16 protein-coding genes are annotated in these 16,689 nt (G+C 72.0%); 8 read left to right on the top strand and 8 right to left on the bottom strand.

What is annotated here, in order from left to right; translation table 11 throughout:
• Positions 1-276 precede the first annotated feature (276 nt).
• Positions 277-963 carry a TIGR03089 family protein gene (locus tag AB0C17_RS28270; RefSeq protein ID WP_357387556.1) on the bottom strand — a complete coding sequence of 229 codons (687 nt, stop codon included), beginning with the start codon at positions 961-963 and terminating at the stop codon, positions 277-279.
• Positions 964-1,314: 351 nt separating this feature from the next.
• Between AB0C17_RS28270 and AB0C17_RS28265 the strand changes: the two genes are divergently transcribed.
• Positions 1,315-2,424 (top strand): hypothetical protein, encoded by a 1,110-nt coding sequence (locus AB0C17_RS28265; RefSeq protein ID WP_357481270.1) that lies wholly within the window; start codon positions 1,315-1,317, stop codon positions 2,422-2,424.
• Here the strand turns inward: AB0C17_RS28265 and ligD (AB0C17_RS28260) are convergent.
• Both ligD (AB0C17_RS28260) and ligD (AB0C17_RS28255) read right to left on the bottom strand, forming a co-directional pair.
• Complete coding sequence (gene ligD / locus AB0C17_RS28260; RefSeq protein WP_357481268.1) at positions 2,357-3,265, bottom strand: non-homologous end-joining DNA ligase; 909 nt, start codon at positions 3,263-3,265, stop codon at positions 2,357-2,359. The genes AB0C17_RS28265 and ligD (AB0C17_RS28260) overlap by 68 nt on opposite strands.
• On the bottom strand, positions 3,255-4,193 hold the full coding sequence (ligD, locus tag AB0C17_RS28255) for a non-homologous end-joining DNA ligase (protein ID WP_357387550.1): 939 nt from the start codon (positions 4,191-4,193) through the stop codon (positions 3,255-3,257). Before ligD (AB0C17_RS28255) ends, ligD (AB0C17_RS28260) begins: the two co-directional genes overlap by 11 nt.
• A gap of 87 nt (positions 4,194-4,280) precedes the next feature.
• Between ligD (AB0C17_RS28255) and AB0C17_RS28250 the strand changes: the two genes are divergently transcribed.
• A complete protein-coding gene (locus AB0C17_RS28250; RefSeq protein WP_357387548.1) occupies positions 4,281-5,273 on the top strand; it encodes a Ku protein in 993 nt (330 codons plus the stop codon).
• 48 nt (positions 5,274-5,321) lie between these two features.
• Here AB0C17_RS28250 and AB0C17_RS28245 read toward each other — a convergent pair whose 3' ends face one another.
• A complete protein-coding gene (locus AB0C17_RS28245; protein WP_281585313.1) occupies positions 5,322-5,714 on the bottom strand; it encodes a PPOX class F420-dependent oxidoreductase in 393 nt (130 codons plus the stop codon).
• 156 nt (positions 5,715-5,870) lie between these two features.
• Between AB0C17_RS28245 and AB0C17_RS28240 the strand changes: the two genes are divergently transcribed.
• Positions 5,871-6,533, top strand: a complete 663-nt coding sequence (locus tag AB0C17_RS28240; protein WP_357387544.1) for an FKBP-type peptidyl-prolyl cis-trans isomerase — start codon at positions 5,871-5,873, stop codon at positions 6,531-6,533.
• 63 nt (positions 6,534-6,596) lie between these two features.
• Here AB0C17_RS28240 and AB0C17_RS28235 read toward each other — a convergent pair whose 3' ends face one another.
• Positions 6,597-7,607, bottom strand: a complete 1,011-nt coding sequence (locus tag AB0C17_RS28235; RefSeq protein WP_357387542.1) for a hypothetical protein — start codon at positions 7,605-7,607, stop codon at positions 6,597-6,599.
• 455 nt (positions 7,608-8,062) lie between these two features.
• Here AB0C17_RS28235 and AB0C17_RS28230 point away from each other — a divergent pair, with 455 nt between their 5' ends.
• The 4 genes from AB0C17_RS28230 (at position 8,063) to AB0C17_RS28215 (ending at position 11,880) form a co-directional block, all read left to right on the top strand.
• Complete coding sequence (locus AB0C17_RS28230; RefSeq protein ID WP_357387658.1) at positions 8,063-8,911, top strand: hypothetical protein; 849 nt, start codon at positions 8,063-8,065, stop codon at positions 8,909-8,911.
• A gap of 23 nt (positions 8,912-8,934) precedes the next feature.
• Positions 8,935-9,597 (top strand): HAD family phosphatase, encoded by a 663-nt coding sequence (locus AB0C17_RS28225; protein WP_357387656.1) that lies wholly within the window; start codon positions 8,935-8,937, stop codon positions 9,595-9,597.
• 41 nt (positions 9,598-9,638) lie between these two features.
• A complete protein-coding gene (locus tag AB0C17_RS28220) occupies positions 9,639-10,775 on the top strand; it encodes a glutathione-independent formaldehyde dehydrogenase (protein ID WP_030274411.1) in 1,137 nt (378 codons plus the stop codon).
• Positions 10,776-10,866: 91 nt separating this feature from the next.
• On the top strand, positions 10,867-11,880 hold the full coding sequence (locus tag AB0C17_RS28215; protein ID WP_357387540.1) for an NADPH:quinone reductase: 1,014 nt from the start codon (positions 10,867-10,869) through the stop codon (positions 11,878-11,880).
• A gap of 179 nt (positions 11,881-12,059) precedes the next feature.
• On the opposite strand, the gene AB0C17_RS28210 is transcribed toward AB0C17_RS28215, so the two are convergent.
• Entirely contained in the window at positions 12,060-13,694 is a 1,635-nt protein-coding gene (locus AB0C17_RS28210; protein ID WP_357470022.1) for a fatty acid--CoA ligase, read from the bottom strand.
• Between the two features lie 99 nt (positions 13,695-13,793).
• Between AB0C17_RS28210 and AB0C17_RS28205 the strand changes: the two genes are divergently transcribed.
• A complete protein-coding gene (locus AB0C17_RS28205) occupies positions 13,794-14,285 on the top strand; it encodes an NUDIX domain-containing protein (RefSeq protein ID WP_357387538.1) in 492 nt (163 codons plus the stop codon).
• A gap of 7 nt (positions 14,286-14,292) precedes the next feature.
• Here the strand turns inward: AB0C17_RS28205 and AB0C17_RS28200 are convergent, their stop codons facing one another.
• Together AB0C17_RS28200 and AB0C17_RS28195 are read right to left on the bottom strand one after the other, a co-directional pair.
• On the bottom strand, positions 14,293-15,960 hold the full coding sequence (locus AB0C17_RS28200; RefSeq protein WP_357481265.1) for an MDR family MFS transporter: 1,668 nt from the start codon (positions 15,958-15,960) through the stop codon (positions 14,293-14,295).
• A gap of 54 nt (positions 15,961-16,014) precedes the next feature.
• The gene (locus AB0C17_RS28195; protein WP_357387534.1) at positions 16,015-16,572 is read right to left on the bottom strand and encodes a type 1 glutamine amidotransferase domain-containing protein; all 558 of its coding nucleotides are present in this window, start codon (positions 16,570-16,572) and stop codon (positions 16,015-16,017) included.
• Positions 16,573-16,689: the final 117 nt, after the last annotated feature.

Raw genomic sequence — 16,689 nt, 5'->3', positions numbered from 1 at the left:
GCGATGGACCGGCCGAACGTGTTCGGCGGCAACATCGGGGTGCCGTTGCTGGACCTGCCCGAGGCGGAGCTGTACGTGCTGGAGCTGTCCCCCCCCCCCATGGGGGCGCCCTCGTACCAAGATCTACCTCGGCCGGGGTCCTGGAGACGCGGCAGTTCACTCCCTACTGCGTCGATCATGCAGTTGTCGCCCCGGCGAAAGCCCGCAAAACCGGCACCCGAGGGGCAGGAAGTGCAAGATCGACGGCGAAGGCGGGAGGGAGGGAGGGCGGGCGGGTCAGGGAGTGGGGTTGGCGTGGATCTGGATCGTGGCGCCGGCGGACAAGGGGGCCAGCAGCCACCTCACGGGCTGCTCGTCCTCGGTCGGGTCCACCCGGAGGCGGTCGCCCGGACGCAGGTCGAGCTGGGTGGCGATCTCGGCGGCCAGGCGACGCCACGCGCCGAAGCTGGTGCCGTCCGGCGTCGCCGGGCCGGCCGGGTCCACCGCCGTGTAGTCCGGCGGGTCGGTGGGGTGCCGCAGCACCTCGGCCGACCAGTCCAACCAGCCCGGCGGCACCTCGGCGAGCGGGCCCGGCCCGGTGCCCATCAGGTAGCGGTGCGTCCCCTCGGGCACGTCCTCCAGCCAGTCGTCGAGGCGTTCCGGCGTCACGAACACCGCGTCGTACGGCCGGTCCGCGCCGGGTTCGAGCACCGGCAGGCCGGCCAGCGCGCGAGGACGGAACGAGACCGTCAGACCGACCGACCAGGCGCCGATCAGCACCGCCGCGGTACGCCAGTGCGGCGGCAGCAGCACCGCCACCCGGTCACCGGGGCGCAGCCCGCACCCGTCGCGCAGCAGCCCGGCACTGCGGGCCGCCCACTGGCCCAGCTGCGGCCCGGTCAGCTCGGTGCGCTCGCCGGTGGCGTCGTCGAGGTAGGTCAGCAGCGGCGCGTCGGCCGCGACGGCGGGTGCGTGGGTGGCCATCTGATGCGCTCCTGTCTGACGGTCAGCTCACCCTAGCCGGGCAAGCCTGTCGATCAGGAGGCCGAACCGCCGGACGGTAGTCGCGCACCCGCCCGACCGGCGAGGACAAGCCACCGCGCCCAGCCGTCACGCACCCCGGCGGCCAGCCGTCACGACCGCCCGAGCCGGACGCGGTGGCGCACCCGGACGGCCAGGCGAGCCGAGCCGGCGCACACGCGGGCGACCAGGCCGGGCAGGGCACTCGGGACACACCGGACGCCGCAGCAGAGCACCGGCCATCGACTTTGGTCGCCGGCTCGGTCGTCCGACGGCCGTATCCGAGGGCCGGGTGGCTGCGCGACGGTTGCGGTCATGACGACCGAACCCCCGTGTCGGCGGCTGGTGCCGGTGATCGCGCTGCTGCTGATCGCCCCGTGGACGGCCGAGTGCTCCTGGGGCGGCTTCACCCTCATCGGCATGCCGTTCGTCGTGCTGGTGCTCGCCCCGATGTACGGCGGGGCCGCGCTGCTGATCCGCGAGACGGCCCGGCGGCTCGGGCTCGGCTGGCCGGGGATCGCGCTGCTCGCCGCCGCGTTCGGGGTGGTCCAGGCCGGCCTTGTCGACCAGTCCCTGTTCAATCCCGGGTTTCTCGACGACACCCAGTTCGCCGGCACCCGGGCCGCCGCGGAGGCCACGCTGGTGCCCGGCCTCGGGTTCAGCGCGAGGCAGGCAGTCGACTACGTGGGCAACCACGTGGTGCTGACCATCTGCGCGCCGATCGCGCTCGTCGAGTCGTACCTCGGTGCGGGCCGCCGGGCACGGCCCTGGCTGGGCCGGCCGGGGCTGGCCGTGGCGGCGCTGCTCTGGCTCGGCGGCAGCCTGCTGGTGTTCGCCGACGACGGTGGCCGCAAGAACTTCCTGGCCTCGCCGGTCCAGTTGGCGTTCGCCACCGGCGTGGCGCTGGCCCTGGTCGCCGTCGCCCTGCTCCGCCACCGGCACGCCGCGTCACCGCCCACCGCACCGACGCCCGGGCCGACGTCCACCCGGCCGACGCTCGCCGGACTACCGCCCGCCGGCCGACCGCACACCGAAGCCGGCCCGCCCCGGCCGCTCCGGCCCGCGCTTGTCGTGGCGGTGGCGTACGTGGGATCGACGATCGCCCCCGGCTGGCCGGGAGTCGTGCTCGCCCTCGCACTCGCCGGGATCGCCGCCGTCCTGCTGACGCGCTGGTCCCGCCGGCCCGGCTGGGGACAGCGGCACGTACTCGCCACCGGCTCGGCCGGCCTGGTCGTCGCGGCGGCGCTCGCGTACACCGTGCCGACCTATGCCCCGGCGAGCCCGGCGGCGGCGCTGGTGGGTGACGTGGCGATCAGCGTGATCGTGCTGCTGCTGGTGGGCGGCGCGTGGTGGCGGATCACGGCAGCTCGGGTCCGCCGTCGAGCAGCGGGGCCAGCAGGTCGCCCTGCTGTTCCACCCGCTTGAGCACCTCGCCAGCTGTGTACGGCCGCGTCGACGGCCGCTTCCCCGCCGCCCCGGCCTCCACCTCGTCCCAGGTCAGCGGCGTGGACACCGAGGGCACCGACTGGGCCCGCAACGAGTACGGCGCCACTGTCGTCTTCGCCGCGTTGTTCTGACTCCAGTCGATGAAGACCTTGCCGGGGCGCAGGTTCTTCGCCATCTTCGACACGATCAGCTTCGGGTGTGCCTGCTCCAGCTCCTGCGCGATCCGCTTGGCGTAGTCGGAGACGAGTTCGGCGTCCTGCGTGCCGGCGATCGGGCAGCAGAGCTGCATGCCCTTCTTCCCCGACGTCTTCGGGTACGCCTCGACGCCGTCGGAAGCCAGCCGGTCGCGCATCAGCAGCGCCACCCGGCAGCACTGCTTGAGCGCGGCCGGGGCGCCCGGGTCCAGGTCGACGACCATCATGTCCGGGTGCGTGCCGATCTTCCACTGCGGAGTGTGCAGCTCCAGCGCGGCCAGGTTGGCCAGCCACACCAGCGTGGGCAGCTCGTCGCAGACCACGTAGTCGATGGTCTCCCGCCCCTTCGTCGAGCCGGGCGCGGGCAGGTTCTCGGTGCGTACCCAGGCGGGGGTCGCGGCGGGGGCGTTCTTCTCGAAGAACGAGCCGCCGTCGACGCCGTTGGGGAACCGGATCCGGGTCAGCGCGCGGTCGCGCAGGTGCGGCAGCAGCACCGGGGCGATCCGGGTGTAGTAGTCGATCACCTCGCCCTTGGTGAAGCCGGCCTTCGGGAACAGCACCTTGTCCAGGTTGGACAGCTCCAGTGAGCGCCCCTCGACCTCGACCTTGAGCCGGTCAGCCGGCATCGTCGACCTCCTCGGGCGGCTTGTCGGGGCGCAGGCGCAGGATACGCGGGAAGCGCAGCCGGCCGTCCGGCGTGCGCTGGCCGTACTTGACCTCCACCACGATCCGGGGAGTTACCCAGATCGCGCCCCGGGCATCCTCGCGCGGCACGCCGGCCGCGAACGGCGACGCGGTGGCGCGCAGCGGTTCCAGTTCGCGCAGCAGTTCCCGTTCGATGGCCGCGCCGATCCCGCCGCCGACGCGTCCCCGGTAGATCAGCCGCCCGTCCGGGCCGGGCACGCCGACCAGCAGCCCGCCGACGCGCCGGGCGCCGGGCCGCCAGCCGCCGACCACGAAGTCGGCGGTCACCTCCAGCTTGACCTTCACCCAGTCCGGCGAGCGCACGCCGGGCCGGTAGAGCGAGTCGACCCGCTTGGCCATCACCCCCTCCAGCCCGTGCTCGCCGGCCGCCGCGTAGGTGGCCGGGCCGTCGGTGAAGACCGGCGGCACCGCCCACCGGGCGGCGCCGAGCCCGAGCGACTCCAGCGCCGCCCGCCGCTCCCGCCACGGCCGGGCGGTCAGGTCGACGCCGTCGAGCCGCAGCAGGTCGAAGATCATGTACGTGACCGGCACGGTCGCCGCCAGCCGCGCCGCCTTCACCGGGTTGCGTACGTGCATCCGCTCGGCGAGCGCGGTGAACGAGGGCTGCCCGTCGGTGAAGAGGACCACCTCGCCGTCGAGCAGCGCGTCGTCCACCTGCTCGGCCAGGTTGAGCAGTTCCGGGTAAGCGGTGGTGATCTCGACGCCGGAGCGGGCGTAGAAGTGCCTGTCGCCGCGGGAGATGTCGGCGAGCGCGCGTACGCCGTCCCACTTGAACTCGTACGACCAAGCGGCGCCGGCCGGGAGCTGCCCGGTCGTCGCGAGCATCGGCTTCAACGGCGCGCCGGGCACCTCTCGACTGTAGTTGCGCACGGAAGCGCGTGCGTCTCGTTCGATCGTTTGCGATTCTGGTGGTCAACCGGGGAGAGGAGCGCGGGAATGCGGGCGATCTGGAAAGGAGCGGTCTCGTTCGGCCTGGTGTCGATCGGGGTGAAGGTCTACTCGGCCACCGAGGAGAAGGACATCCGTTTCCACCAGGTGCACCGTGAGGACGGCGGCCGGATCCGCTACAAGCGCACCTGCTCGGTCTGCGGCGAGGAGGTGACCTACGACGACATCGCCAAGGGGTACGACATCGGCGGCGGTGAGATGGTCATCCTCACCGACTCCGACTTCGCCGACCTGCCGTTGAGCACCTCGCACGCGATCGACGTGCTGGAGTTCGTACCGGCCGAGCAGGTCGATCCGATCCTCTACAACAAGGCGTACTTCCTGGAGCCGGAGGGCTCGGCGACGAAGCCGTACGTGCTGCTGCGCGACGCGCTGTCCGACTCGGAGCGGGTGGCGATCGTCAAGGTGGCGTTGCGCCAGCGCGAGCAGCTGGCCACGCTGCGGGTCCGCGAGGGCGTGCTGCTGCTCAACACCATGCTGTGGCCGGACGAGATCCGCCGGCCGGACTTCGGTTTCCTGGACGAGGACCTGAAGGTACGCCCGCCGGAGCTGGCGATGGCCAGTTCGCTCATCGACTCGATGGCCGGCGAGTTCGAGCCGGACGCGTTCACCGACGACTACCGGGCCGCGTTGCAGGAGGTCATCGACGCGAAGGTCGAGGGCCGCGAGGTGGTGCAGCCGGAGGAGGAAGAGGCGGCGCCGGCCGCCGCGGTGGACCTGATGGCCGCGCTGAAGGCGTCGGTGGAGCGGGCCCGGGCGGCCCGGGGCGAGGCGCCGTCCGGTGGCGGGGCCGAGCCGACGCCGATCTCGTCCGCCCGCTCGGCGAAGAAGGCCGCGAAGAAGGCGCCGGCGAAGAAGGCCGAACCGGCGAAGAAGACCGCGGCCAAGAAGACGCCCGCGAAGAAGACGGCGGCCAAGAAGGCCGAACCGGCCAAGAAGACGGCAGCCAAGAAGACCCCGGCGAAGAAGAAGAGCGCCTGACGCGTACGGCGAGGGCCCCGCCCCCGGTGGACGCGGGGCCCGCGCCGCTCAGCCGCGGCCGAGCTTCTCGGTCGGCGTGACGCGGACGATGACGCGCTCCTCGCCGGGGCGCCGCCACGGGTAGGTGTCCTGCCCGAGGTACTTCTTCGCCATCCGGTCGATGTGCTCGTCGGCGCCTTCGGTGACGAACTCCGCGGTGCCCTTCACCCAGAGGGTGCGGAAGTCGTCGGCCTTGTCGACCACCGACACCGCGACCACCGGGTTGCGGGCCATGTTGAGGTACTTCTGCCGGCCCTTGGCCGTGTTGAACACGATGTGCTCGCCGTCGGTGTCCACCCAGACCGGGGTGACGTGCGGGGTGCCGTCGGACTCGACCGTCGCCACGTGCGCGAGCTGCGGTTCGCCGAGCAGTGCCAGGTCTTCTTCAGTGAGGATCGCCATGGCCGGACCGTACCCCGGCGCGGCGCCCCCGTATCGGGCTTCGTGTCCGGATCGTGGCGGGCGTATGGGCACGCTGGGGCTCCGGGCGGGTACCGTGTGCGCTGGCCTCGGCGGCGGCCCGCCGGGGGCGCACCCACCCACCTGCAGGGAGTCGACGTGAGCGAGCGTGTGGAGAACCGGTCGGAGGGCCAGGCCGCCCCGGCCACCAAGGCAGGGCGGCGGCTGGCCGCCCAGCTGGCCGAGAAGAAGGCCGCCGAGGCGCGTCGCCGCCGGCAGTCGATGCTGGGCGCGGCGGTCGGCGTGCTCGCCGTGGTGGCCCTGGTCGGTGGCCTGGTCTGGCTGAACAGCGGGGACGACGACAAGGCGTCCACCGCCGGTTCCTCGGCGAGCCCCAGCGCCCCGGCCGAGCCGACCGCGATGCCCGCTCCGGAGCTGCCCGCCGGCATCGACCCGGCGCTGAAGACCAAGCCGACAGTCAAGGCCGGCACGGGTGAGCTGACAAAGCTGACCGTCACCACCCTGGTCAAGGGCACGGGCCCGGCGGTGAAGAAGGGCCAGGAGATCACCACCAACTACGTGGGCGTCACCTACAAGGACGGCAAGGAGTTCGACGCCTCCTGGAACAACGGCCAGCCGGCCACCTTCCCGATCGGCGTGGGCCAGGTCATCAAGGGCTGGGACCAGGGTCTGGTCGGGGTGCCGGTGGGCAGCCGGGTGCAGGTGGACCTGCCGGCCGAGCTGGGATACGGCACCAACCCGCCCCAGGGTTACCCGGCGGGAGCGCTGCGCTTCGTCGTGGACGTGCTGGCGGCGAAGTAGGCCGCGGGTCTCGCGGGATGCTGGTAGGCCCGGCATCCCGCGAGACGGCCGTCTCCGCGCCGATCAGCTCCGGAAGTAGGAGTTGGTGGTCGCCTCGTTGTACGGCGTGTAGTTCCAGAGGTGGTAGATCTGGCCCATCTGGCCCCACTTCGAGCGGACGTAGTTCCCGGTGCCCACCCAGATTCCCGAGTGGTCGTCGCTGGAGTAGGAGATCCTCATGCCGGAGTACCACACCAGAGGCGTGTGCCAGAGCGTGTAGCTGCCGTCCTGCCAGTACTTGTCGTCGCCGGGGCTGTTCATCCAGCGGTCGTTCGACGTGGCGGTGGAGTACCAGGCGTAGGAGTGGCAGTTGTACTTGCGCGACGCGCTCCGCTCACGCGTCGCCGACGGGTAGTTGGTGGCGACGTAGTTGTTGTAGGACGTGATCTGCGCGCTGGTCAGTTCGGAGGTCATGACGATGACAGAAACCGACGTACCCCTCGGCGTGGAGACTGTGCTCGAGTAGTCCTGCGTGCTGAACCCGTCGGTCACCTCGTGGCGGGCGAGCGGCTCGGCCAGGTGCCGGCGAACCGCGTCCACGGTGGTGGCCGTGGCGTCCGGCACCAGCTGGACGGCTTCGCGCAGCAGCTGTGACTGCTTCCAGTTCCAGCCTTCCCGCACCCCGAGCGCCCGGCCGAGCAGGACCGCGGTGGGCTCCAGCCCCGCCTCGCCGTACACCTTCGCGTGGCTCTGTTTCACGGTGAACTTCTCCAGCCCGAGGCGCAGGAGCGATTCGAGTTGGCCCGCCGACATGGCGTCGAGCACCTGCGGTTGCGCGAGCAGACTCTCCAGCTTCCAGGCTTCGAGCGTCCGATCACCCGCCTGCAGTTCGGTGGCCGTCGACGGGATGGCGGCATCCAGCTTCCGGTAGCGGTTCAGCAGCACCGCGCCCGCGTCGGGGCGGGCCAGCAGCTCGCGGAGCCCGGTGAACCGGGAAGCCACCGTCTCCAGGCCCTGCTGGACGTTGTTGAATGCCAGCGCGTCGGGCAGCAGGGGGTAATCCAGCACCGCCGTGGCGAGTTGTTCCGTGCTCATGGCCGCGACTGTCGCACGAGGAATCTGGACGGCTTCCACCATCGCCTTGTGCGTCGTGAGGCTGCGCCATTCGGGCGTACCGCCCTTGATCGCATATTGGAATGGCGGAGGTGCCGCACCCGCCGATTGTGCGGGCATGAGCCCGGCCGCCACCACCACCGCAGCCCCCGAGAGAACTGCCCTTCTCGTCACCCGACTGAGTCTGCCCATCCCTGGTCCTTTCGGTCCTCGCCGGCATGCCGGCACACTGAAGTAACTCGGCGCATCCCTTCGGATGCATAGAGTGAGATGAATCTATCGTTGATCGTCGTTCCCCGCTGCCCCTCCGCTTCCGCCCGGTCACCACGGGCAGTAAGTTCATGCTCACCGCGGGCGGTCCGGCCGCTCGCGGTGATCTGCCCACCGACGCGGAGGTGCACGTGGCGGCGCTGGACGAGACCGGGGTGACCCGGCAGATGTGGACGCTCTACGAGCCGGTCCACGCGGTGACCTACTTCCACCCGCGCGCCCGGGCCGCGTTCGAGGCGGTCGGGCTGCGGGGCTACTGGCGCGGCTACTTCGCCGGCCGGGCCGCGCCGCTCGGGCCGGTCGACGCGCCGGCGGTCACCGCCGCCTTCTTCAGCTTCGCGCCGGCGATGGTGGCCCGTGCGCTGCCCTCGGTGTGGCGCCTGGCCACGCCGGAGGAGGCGCTGCGGGCCCGGCTCACCGGGGGTGTGCAGGCGCTCGCCGAGTTCACCTACGAGCTGCCCGAGTCGCACCTGGTCGAGGCGGCCGACCTGCTGGAGGAGGCGGCCAGCCGGGTGGAGGTCGCCGGCCGGGTGCTCGGCGCGGTGAACGCCGCGCTGCCCCGGGGCGAGTACCCGCTGGCCCGGCTCTGGCAGGCCGCCGCCACGCTGCGCGAGCACCGCGGCGACGGCCACGTAGCGGCGCTGGTGACAACCGGGCTGGAGCCGGCGGAGGTGGTGGCCTGGCGGTGCCGGGTCGACCAGTCCCGCGAGTTCCACCAGCCGGCCCGGGGCTGGACCGACGAGCAGTGGGCCGCCGCCGAGCGAGGCCTGGTGGACAAGGGCTGGCTGACCGGCGACCTGAGCCCCACGCCGCACGCCACGGAGACGTTCCGCGTGGTCGAGGAGGCCACCGACCGGGCCGCGGCGGGCCCGTGGCGGGCGCTGGGCGCGGAGCGTACCGCCCGGTTGCGGGAGCTGCTGGAACCGATCGCGACGCGCTGCCGCACGATCATCCCGCCCAAGGCCCCGATCGGTCTTCCGGCGCAGCGTTCGGCGGGAGTGACGCTGCCCCGGTGAGTCCGGCCGCCGGCTGGGGCAGGATGGTCCTCGTGGTGGACGCGGTGCTCTTCGACCTGGACGGCGTGATCGTGGACTCCGAGCCGGTCTGGGAGGAGGTCCGGCGGGCGTACGTGGCCGAGCACGGCGGCGCCTGGCAACCGGACACCCAGCGCCGGCTGATGGGCATGAGCACCGGTGAGTGGGCTGCCTACCTGAGCGGTGAGCTGGGCGTCGACAGGTCGGCCGAGCAGGTCGCCACCGAGGTGGTGACCGAGATGGCCCGGCGGTACGCGCAGCGCGTACCACTGATCGACGGCGCGGACGCGGTCGTGCGCCGCATGGCCGCGCGGTGGCCGCTGGGGCTGGCCAGCTCGTCGCCGACCCGGCTGATCGCGGCGGCGCTGGACGCGACGGGCCTGGCCGGCGCGTTCGGCGCGACGCTGTCGACCGAGGAGACGGCCCGGGGCAAGCCCGCGCCGGACGTGTGGCTGGCGGTGGCGCAGCGGCTGGGCGTCGACCCGGCCCGGTGCGTGGCGGTGGAGGACTCGTCGAACGGGGTCCGCTCGGCCGCGACCGCCGGATGCCGGGTGGTGGCGGTGCCGCACGCGTCGTACCCGCTCGATCCGGACGCCGAGGCGCTCGCGGCCGTGCTGCTCCCCTCGATCGGCGCGCTCACGCCCGAGGTGGTGGCGGGGATCGACTGAACCACCCACCTGCCGCCACCACCCGGCCTACGGTCGGTGACATGAGGGCTGTGGTGTACGAGGGGCCGCACGAGGTGGCCGTCAACGAGGTCGACGACCCGCGGATCGAGGATCCGAACGACGTGGTCGTCCAGGTCACGACGACCGCCATCTGCGGTTCGGACCTGCACATGTACGAGGGACGGACGGCCGCCGAGCCGGGCATCGTGTTCGGCCACGAGAACATGGGCGTGATCGTCGAGACCGGGCCGGGCGTGACGAGCCTGCGCGTGGGTGACCGGGTCTCGATGCCGTTCAACGTGGCGTGCGGGTTCTGCCGCAACTGCCGGGAGCAGCGCACGGGGTTCTGCCTGACGGTGAACCCGGGCTTCGCCGGCGGCGCGTACGGCTACGTGTCGATGGGGCCGTACCGGGGTGGTCAGGCGGAGTACCTGCGGGTGCCGTTCGCCGACTTCAACTGCCTGAAGCTGCCGCCGGGAACCGAGCACGAGAACGACTACGCGATGCTCGCCGACATCTTCCCGACCGGCTACCACGGGGTGGCGATGACCGGGCTGCGGCCGGGCGAGAACCTGACGGTGATGGGCGGCGGGCCGGTCGGGCTGATGGCCGCGTACTCGGCGGTGCTGATCGGGGCGTCCGAGGTGTTCGTGGTGGACCGGGTGCCGGACCGGCTGCGGCTGGCCGAGTCGATCGGCGCCACAGCGATCGACTTCAGCGCTGGCGACCCGGTCGAGCAGATCCGGGACCGGACCGACGGGGTGGGGACCGATCACGGCGTGGACGCGGTGGGCTACCAGGCGTCCGCGCCCAGCGGCGAGGAGCAGCCGGCGCTGGTGCTGAACACGCTCGTGGAGGTGGTGCGCGCGACCGGGGCGATCGGCGTGGTCGGGCTCTACCTCTCGGCGGACCCGGGTGCCCCGGACGAGCACTCCGCCCGGGGTGAGCTGCTGTTCAAGGTGGGCAAGCTGTTCGAGAAGGGCCTGCGGATCGGCACCGGGCAGGCGAACGTGAAGACCTACAACGCGTACCTGCGGAACCTGATCACGGCGGGGCGGGCGACACCGAGCTTCGTGGTGAGCAAGGAACTGCCGCTGGACGCGGCGCCGGAGGCGTACCAGCGCTTCGACCGCCGCGAGCCGGGCTACTCGAAGGTCGTGCTCAAGCCGGCCGCCTGACGAGCCGTCGTACGGTGGCCGGGTGAGCCCGGGGCCGCATGTTCGGGCGGCTGCCGGGTAGCGCACCCGGAAGGACGGCGGAGGGACTGCGATGAAGGCGATCGTGTACGAGCGCAGCGGAGACGCCTCGGTGCTCCAGGTGGTCGAGCGGCCGGTGCCGGAGCCCGGTCCGGGCGAGGTGCTGGTGCGGATGGCCGTGTCAGGGGTGAACCCGACCGACTGGAAGGCCCGCGAGGCGTGGCCGCTGCCGGCCGGCTGGCAGATCCCGCACCAGGACGGCGCCGGGGTGGTCGAGGCGGTCGGCGAGGGCGTGGACCGGACGCTCGTCGGTGAGCGGGTCTGGGTGTGGGAGGCGGCCTGGCAGCGGCCGTGGGGCACCGCGGCCGAGTACACGGTGGTACCGGTCCGGCACGCGGTGCCGCTCGGTCCGGCCTCGTTCGACCTGGGCGCGGCGCTCGGCATCCCGTTCATGACCGCGCACCGCTGCCTGACCGCCGGTGAGTTCATGCCGGACAGGCTGCACGCCGGCGCGCTGAGCGACCACGTGGTGCTGGTGCAGGGCGGCGCGGGCGCGGTGGGCAACGCGGCGATCCAGCTCGCGAGCTGGGCCGACGCGTGTGTGATCAGCACTGTGAGCAGCCCGGAGAAGGCGCAGCTCGCGGCGGCGGCCGGCGCCGACTTCGTGATCAACTATCGCGAGCAGGACGTGGTCGAGGAGGTCCGCAAGGTCGCGCCCGACGGGGTGCACACGATCGTCGAGGTCTCCGCCGCCCGCAACGCCGCCGCCGACGTACGGATGCTGCGCACCGGCGGCGCGGTCTGCGTGTACGCCGACGACGGCGGCGACGAGGTCACGTTGCCGATCCGGCCGCTGATGGGCCCGAACGCGCGCTGGCAGTTCGTGCTGATCTACACCGCGCCGAAGGTGGCGAAGGCGCAGGCGGTCACCGACATCGCGGCGGCGGTGGCGCAGGGCGCGATCCGGGTCGGCGCGGAGGCCGGCCTGCCGCTGCACCGGTATCCGCTGGCGGAGGCCGCTGCCGCGCAGCGGGCGGTGCAGGACAGCGTGGTGGGCAAGGTGCTGGTGAGCACCGCCGACGAGTAGCCGACCGGATTTCCCCGACAGCCGGACAGACGCGAACAAGTTTCGCAACAATGACGGTGCGGGTCACCCCGTAACGGACGGGCGGCCCCGGCGCGGTGCGAACGCCGGGGCCGCCCTCTGGGAGGAATGTCCGTTGGGAACGCGTCCTACCCGTGTAGGCGACGGTACGCCCCGAAGCGTTACGACGCGGTCAGTTCCCGCACGTCGAGCCCGCCGTCGGCGTACCGGGAGCGCACCACCTTCTTGTCGAACTTGCCGACGCTGGTCTTCGGCACCGCGTCGATGAACGCCCAGCGCTCCGGCAACTGCCAGCGGGCCACCGAGCCGGCCAGGAAGTCACGCAGCTCCTCGGCGGTCACCGAGGCGCCCTCGCGGACCACCACCGTGGCCAGCGGACGCTCGTCCCAGCGCTCGTCCGGCACGCCCACCACGCACGCCTCCAGCACCGCCGGGTGGGCCATCAGGGCGTTCTCCAGCTCGACCGAGGAGATCCACTCCCCACCCGACTTGATCACGTCCTTGGCGCGGTCGGTCAGCGTGATGTAGCCGTCCGGCGAGAGCGTGCCGACGTCACCGGTACGCAGCCAGCCGTCCCGGAACTTCTCCTCCTCCGGGGCGTCGTCGCCGATGTACCGGGCGGTCACCCACGGCCCGCGTACCTCCAGCTCACCCACCGACGTCCCGTCGGCGGGCAGCGGCTCGCCCAGCGGGCCGACGATCCGCGCGGTCACGCCCGCCGGGACGCGGCCCTGCGTGTAGCGGTAGCGCCAGGCGTCCTCGCCGGTCGCGCCGGCCGGTGCCCGGGAGACCGATCCCAGCGGCGACATCTCGGTCATGCCCCAGGCGTGGATGACGTCGATGCCGTAGCGGTCGTGGAACGCGTGCATCAGCGCGGGCGGGCAGGCCGATCCGCCGACGATCACCTCCTTCAGCGAGGAGAGATCCACCTCGTGCGCGTCCAGGTAGGCCAGCAGATCGGTCCAGATGGTCGGCACCGCACCGGCCAGCGTCGGGCGCTCGGCGGCGATCATCGTGGCGATCGGCTCGGCCTGGAGGAACCGGTCCGGCATGATCAGCGACGCGCCGGAGAGGAACGCCGCGTACGGCAGGCCCCACGACATCGCGTGGAACATCGGCACGATCGCCAGCTCCCGATCGTTCGGGCCGAGCCCGAAGCCCTCCGGCATGCAGACCTGGAGCGAGTGCAGGTAGATCGAGCGGTGCGAGTAGGCGACGCCCTTGGGGTTGCCGGTGGTCCCCGAGGTGTAGCAGAGGGCGGCGGCGTCGCGCTCGTCCACCTCCGGCCAGTCGAAGTGGTCCGGGCGGTCGGCCAGCAACGCGTCCCAGTGGTGCACGGTGATCCGGGCACCGGCCGCGGCCAGCAGCGGTGCCGGGTCGCCGCCACCGACCACCACCACGTGCGCGACTGTCGTCATCTCGCCGATCACCCGGGCGAGCAGCGGGATGAGCGTGGTGTCGACGAGCACCACCCGGTCCTGCGCGTGGTTGGCGATGTAGGCGACCTGGTCGGGAAAGAGCCGGATGTTGAGGGTGTGCAGCACCGCGCCCATGCTCGGCACGGCGAAGTAGGCCACCAGGTGCTCGTTGTTGTTCCACATGAACGTGCCGACCCGCTCGTCGCCGGTCACCCCGCACTCGTCGCGCAGCGCGTGGGCCAGCCGGGCGGCGGCGCGGCCGACCTCCGCGTACGTCATCCGGCGGGGCTCGGCGCCGGTCCAGGTGACCACCTCCGCCGCGCCGTGCACGGTGGAGCCGTGTTCGAGGATCCGGGCGACCTGGAGAGGGGCATCCATCATCGTGCTACGCATGGGTGACAAAGTAGTGGCGGCGGTCACATCTGCGTAACCCCCGGAATCGCCGAGGCGGCAGCGAGCGGTGCGTAGATTGTCCGGGTGAGCATCTCGTGGGCCGACTCGTACGTCGGGCAGCTCCGCGCCCTGGCCGGTGACCGCACCCTGATGTTCGTCGGCGCCCGCGCCGTGGTGCGCGACAACGCCGCCCGGGTGCTGCTGATCCAGCGCTCCGACAACGGCCAGTGGGCGTTGCCGGCCGGTGCCATGGAACTCGGCGAGTCGATCGCCGACTGCGCGGTCCGGGAGGTCCGCGAGGAGACCGGGCTGCGGGCGCTGCGGGTGAGCGCGTTCGCGCTCTACACCGGCCCTGATCGCACCCACACCAACATGTACGGGCACACGTACCAGGTCTTCACCACCGCGTTCCGGGTCGACGAGTGGGACGGCGAGCTGACCCGGTTCACCGACGAGACCACCGACGCCGGGTTCTTCCGCCCGGCGGACTTCCCGCACCCGCTGTCGTCGAGCGTGCCCGAGACGCTCGCCGACCTCGACGTGTTCGAGCAGACAAACCGCCTGATCCTCAAGTAGCCGCGGCTCAGAGCATCGTCTGCGACTTCGCCTCCATCTCGGCGGCGGCCTCCTCCTTCGACTCCTTGGCCAGCGGCTTGCCGCCGGGCGCGGGCGCCTTGCCGCCGATCGGGTCGGCGCCGCCGGTGGCGCCCTGCGGGCCGGTGCCGCGCAACTGGTGGTTCGGCATGGCCAGCGTGACCAGCACGGCGACCACCGCGATCAGCCCGGTGGTCAGGAAGACCAGGTGCAGCGACTCCACGAACGCGGCCTGGACGGCGGCGCGTACCGGAGCGGGAAGCGCGAGGATGGCGGCCGGATCGTTGATCGAGAAGTTCCCGCCGGCCGCCACCGCCGCCCGCTGCTCCGGCGGGAGTTGCGCCAGCGCGCCCGGCAGCCGCGCGGACATCTCGGCGGTGAGCCGGGACGACAGCACCGCGCCGAGGATGGCCACGCCGAACGAGCCGCCGAGCGACCGGAAGAACGTCGCCGAAGAGGTGCCCGCGCCCAGGTCGCGGACGCTCACCGCGTTCTGCACGGCCAGGATCAGCGACTGCATGCACAGGCCCAGCCCGACGCCGATCACCACCATGTAGCCGAACGCGAGCCAGAGCGAGGTGTCCACCTGGAGCCGCTGGAACAGCAGCATGCCGGCCACGAGTACGGCCGCGCCGGCCACCGGGAACCACTTGTACCTGCCGATCCGGCTCATCGCCCGGCCGGTGAGCACCGAGGTGACGATGACGCCGGCCATCATCGGCAGCATCAGCAGACCGCTGCGGGTCGGCGAGGCGCCCTTGACGATCTGGAGGTAGAGCGGGATGAAGATGATCGACCCGAACATCACCAGGCCGAGCACGAAACCCGCCCCGTTGGCGAGCGCGAACGTGGCGCTGCGGAACAGCCGCAGCGGCAGGATCGGCTCCCTGGTCCGGGCCTCCTGGACGACGAACAGCACGCCGAGCACCGCGCCCGCGGCGAACAGTCCGACGATCACGCCGGAGCCCCAGGCGTACTCGGCGCCGCCCCAGCTCAGCGCCAGCAGCAGGCAGCTCACGCCGGCGACGAGCAGCGCCGCGCCGATCCAGTCGACTGTGTGCTCCCGCCGCTCGAACGGCACCAGCCGCATCACGTGCCAGCAGACCACGATGGCGAGGATCGCCAGCGGCACGTTGATGTAGAAGATCCACCGCCAGTTGGTCTCCGCGAAGTAACCGCCGACGAGCGGCCCGGCCACCGACGACACGCCGAACACCGCGCCGAACAACCCCTGGTAGCGACCGCGCTCCCGGGGCGACACCACGTCCGAGATGATGGTGAACGCCAGCGTCATCAGGCCACCCGCGCCCAGGCCCTGCACGCCCCGCGTGACGATCAACTGGGTCATGTCCTGCGACAGCCCGGCCAACAGCGAGCCGAGCAGGAACATGCCGATCGAGAACAGGAAGACCGGCCGGCGTCCGTACAGGTCGGCCATCTTGCCGTACAGCGGCGTCGAGGCGGTCGACGCCAGCAGGTACGCGGTGACCACCCACGAGTAGTGGTTGATGCCGCCCAGCTCACCGACGATCGTCGGCAGCGCGGTACCGACGATGGTCTGGTCCAGCGCCGCCAGCAGCATGCCGGTCATCAGACCGAACATCAGCAGGCGGATCTGACGGGCGGGCAGCGCGGGACGGGCGGCTTGGGCGGTCATCCCGCTTCCTATCCCACCGGGGGCGGATCATGCCCCCGGTGGGCGTACGAGTTTTCAGCGGGCGGCGTGTCGCCCTTCGGCGAACTCCTCGACGATCTTGTCGCAGAACGCCGGCAGGTCGTCCGGCTTGCGGCTGCTGACCAGCCCGTTGTCGGTGACGACCTCCTTGTCGACCCAGTTCGCTCCGGCGTTCGTGAGGTCGGTGCGCAGGCTCGGCCAGGAGGTGATGGTGCGGCCCCGCACCACGTCCGCCTCGACGAGCGTCCACGGGCCGTGGCAGATCACGCCGACCGGCTTGCCGGCGTCGAAGAACGCCTTGACGAACCGGACCGCCTCCGGGTCCGTCCGCAGGAAGTCGGGGTTCGCCACGCCACCGGGCAGGACCAGGGCGTCGTACGCCCCGGCGTCCGCCTCCTTGGTGGTGACGTCGACCTGGTACTGCTTGCCGTGGTCGAGGTGGTTGAAGGCCTGGATCGTGCCGGACTCGATGGAGACCAGCTCGACCTGGGCGCCGGCGTTCTCCACCGCCTCCCGGGGCTTGGTGTACTCGACCTCCTCGACGCCGTCGGCGGCCAGGAAGGCGATGCGCTTGCCCTGAAGTGTCGCTGCCATGCTGTTCTCTCCTCTCCGGGGTACGTGTGAGACGGTTCCCCCGCCCGATGCCGCGAAACCGGACGCATCGGGTGGCCCGCGTCGCGTTTGGCCCGACGGCCCGGGGGGATCCGCAGA

This window comes from Micromonospora sp. NPDC048887, assembly GCF_040649715.1.
Taxonomy (GTDB): Bacteria; Actinomycetota; Actinomycetes; order Mycobacteriales; family Micromonosporaceae; genus Micromonospora.
Note: the sequence above shows the minus strand (reverse complement) of the source record. Positions and strands in the feature narration are given on the sequence as shown.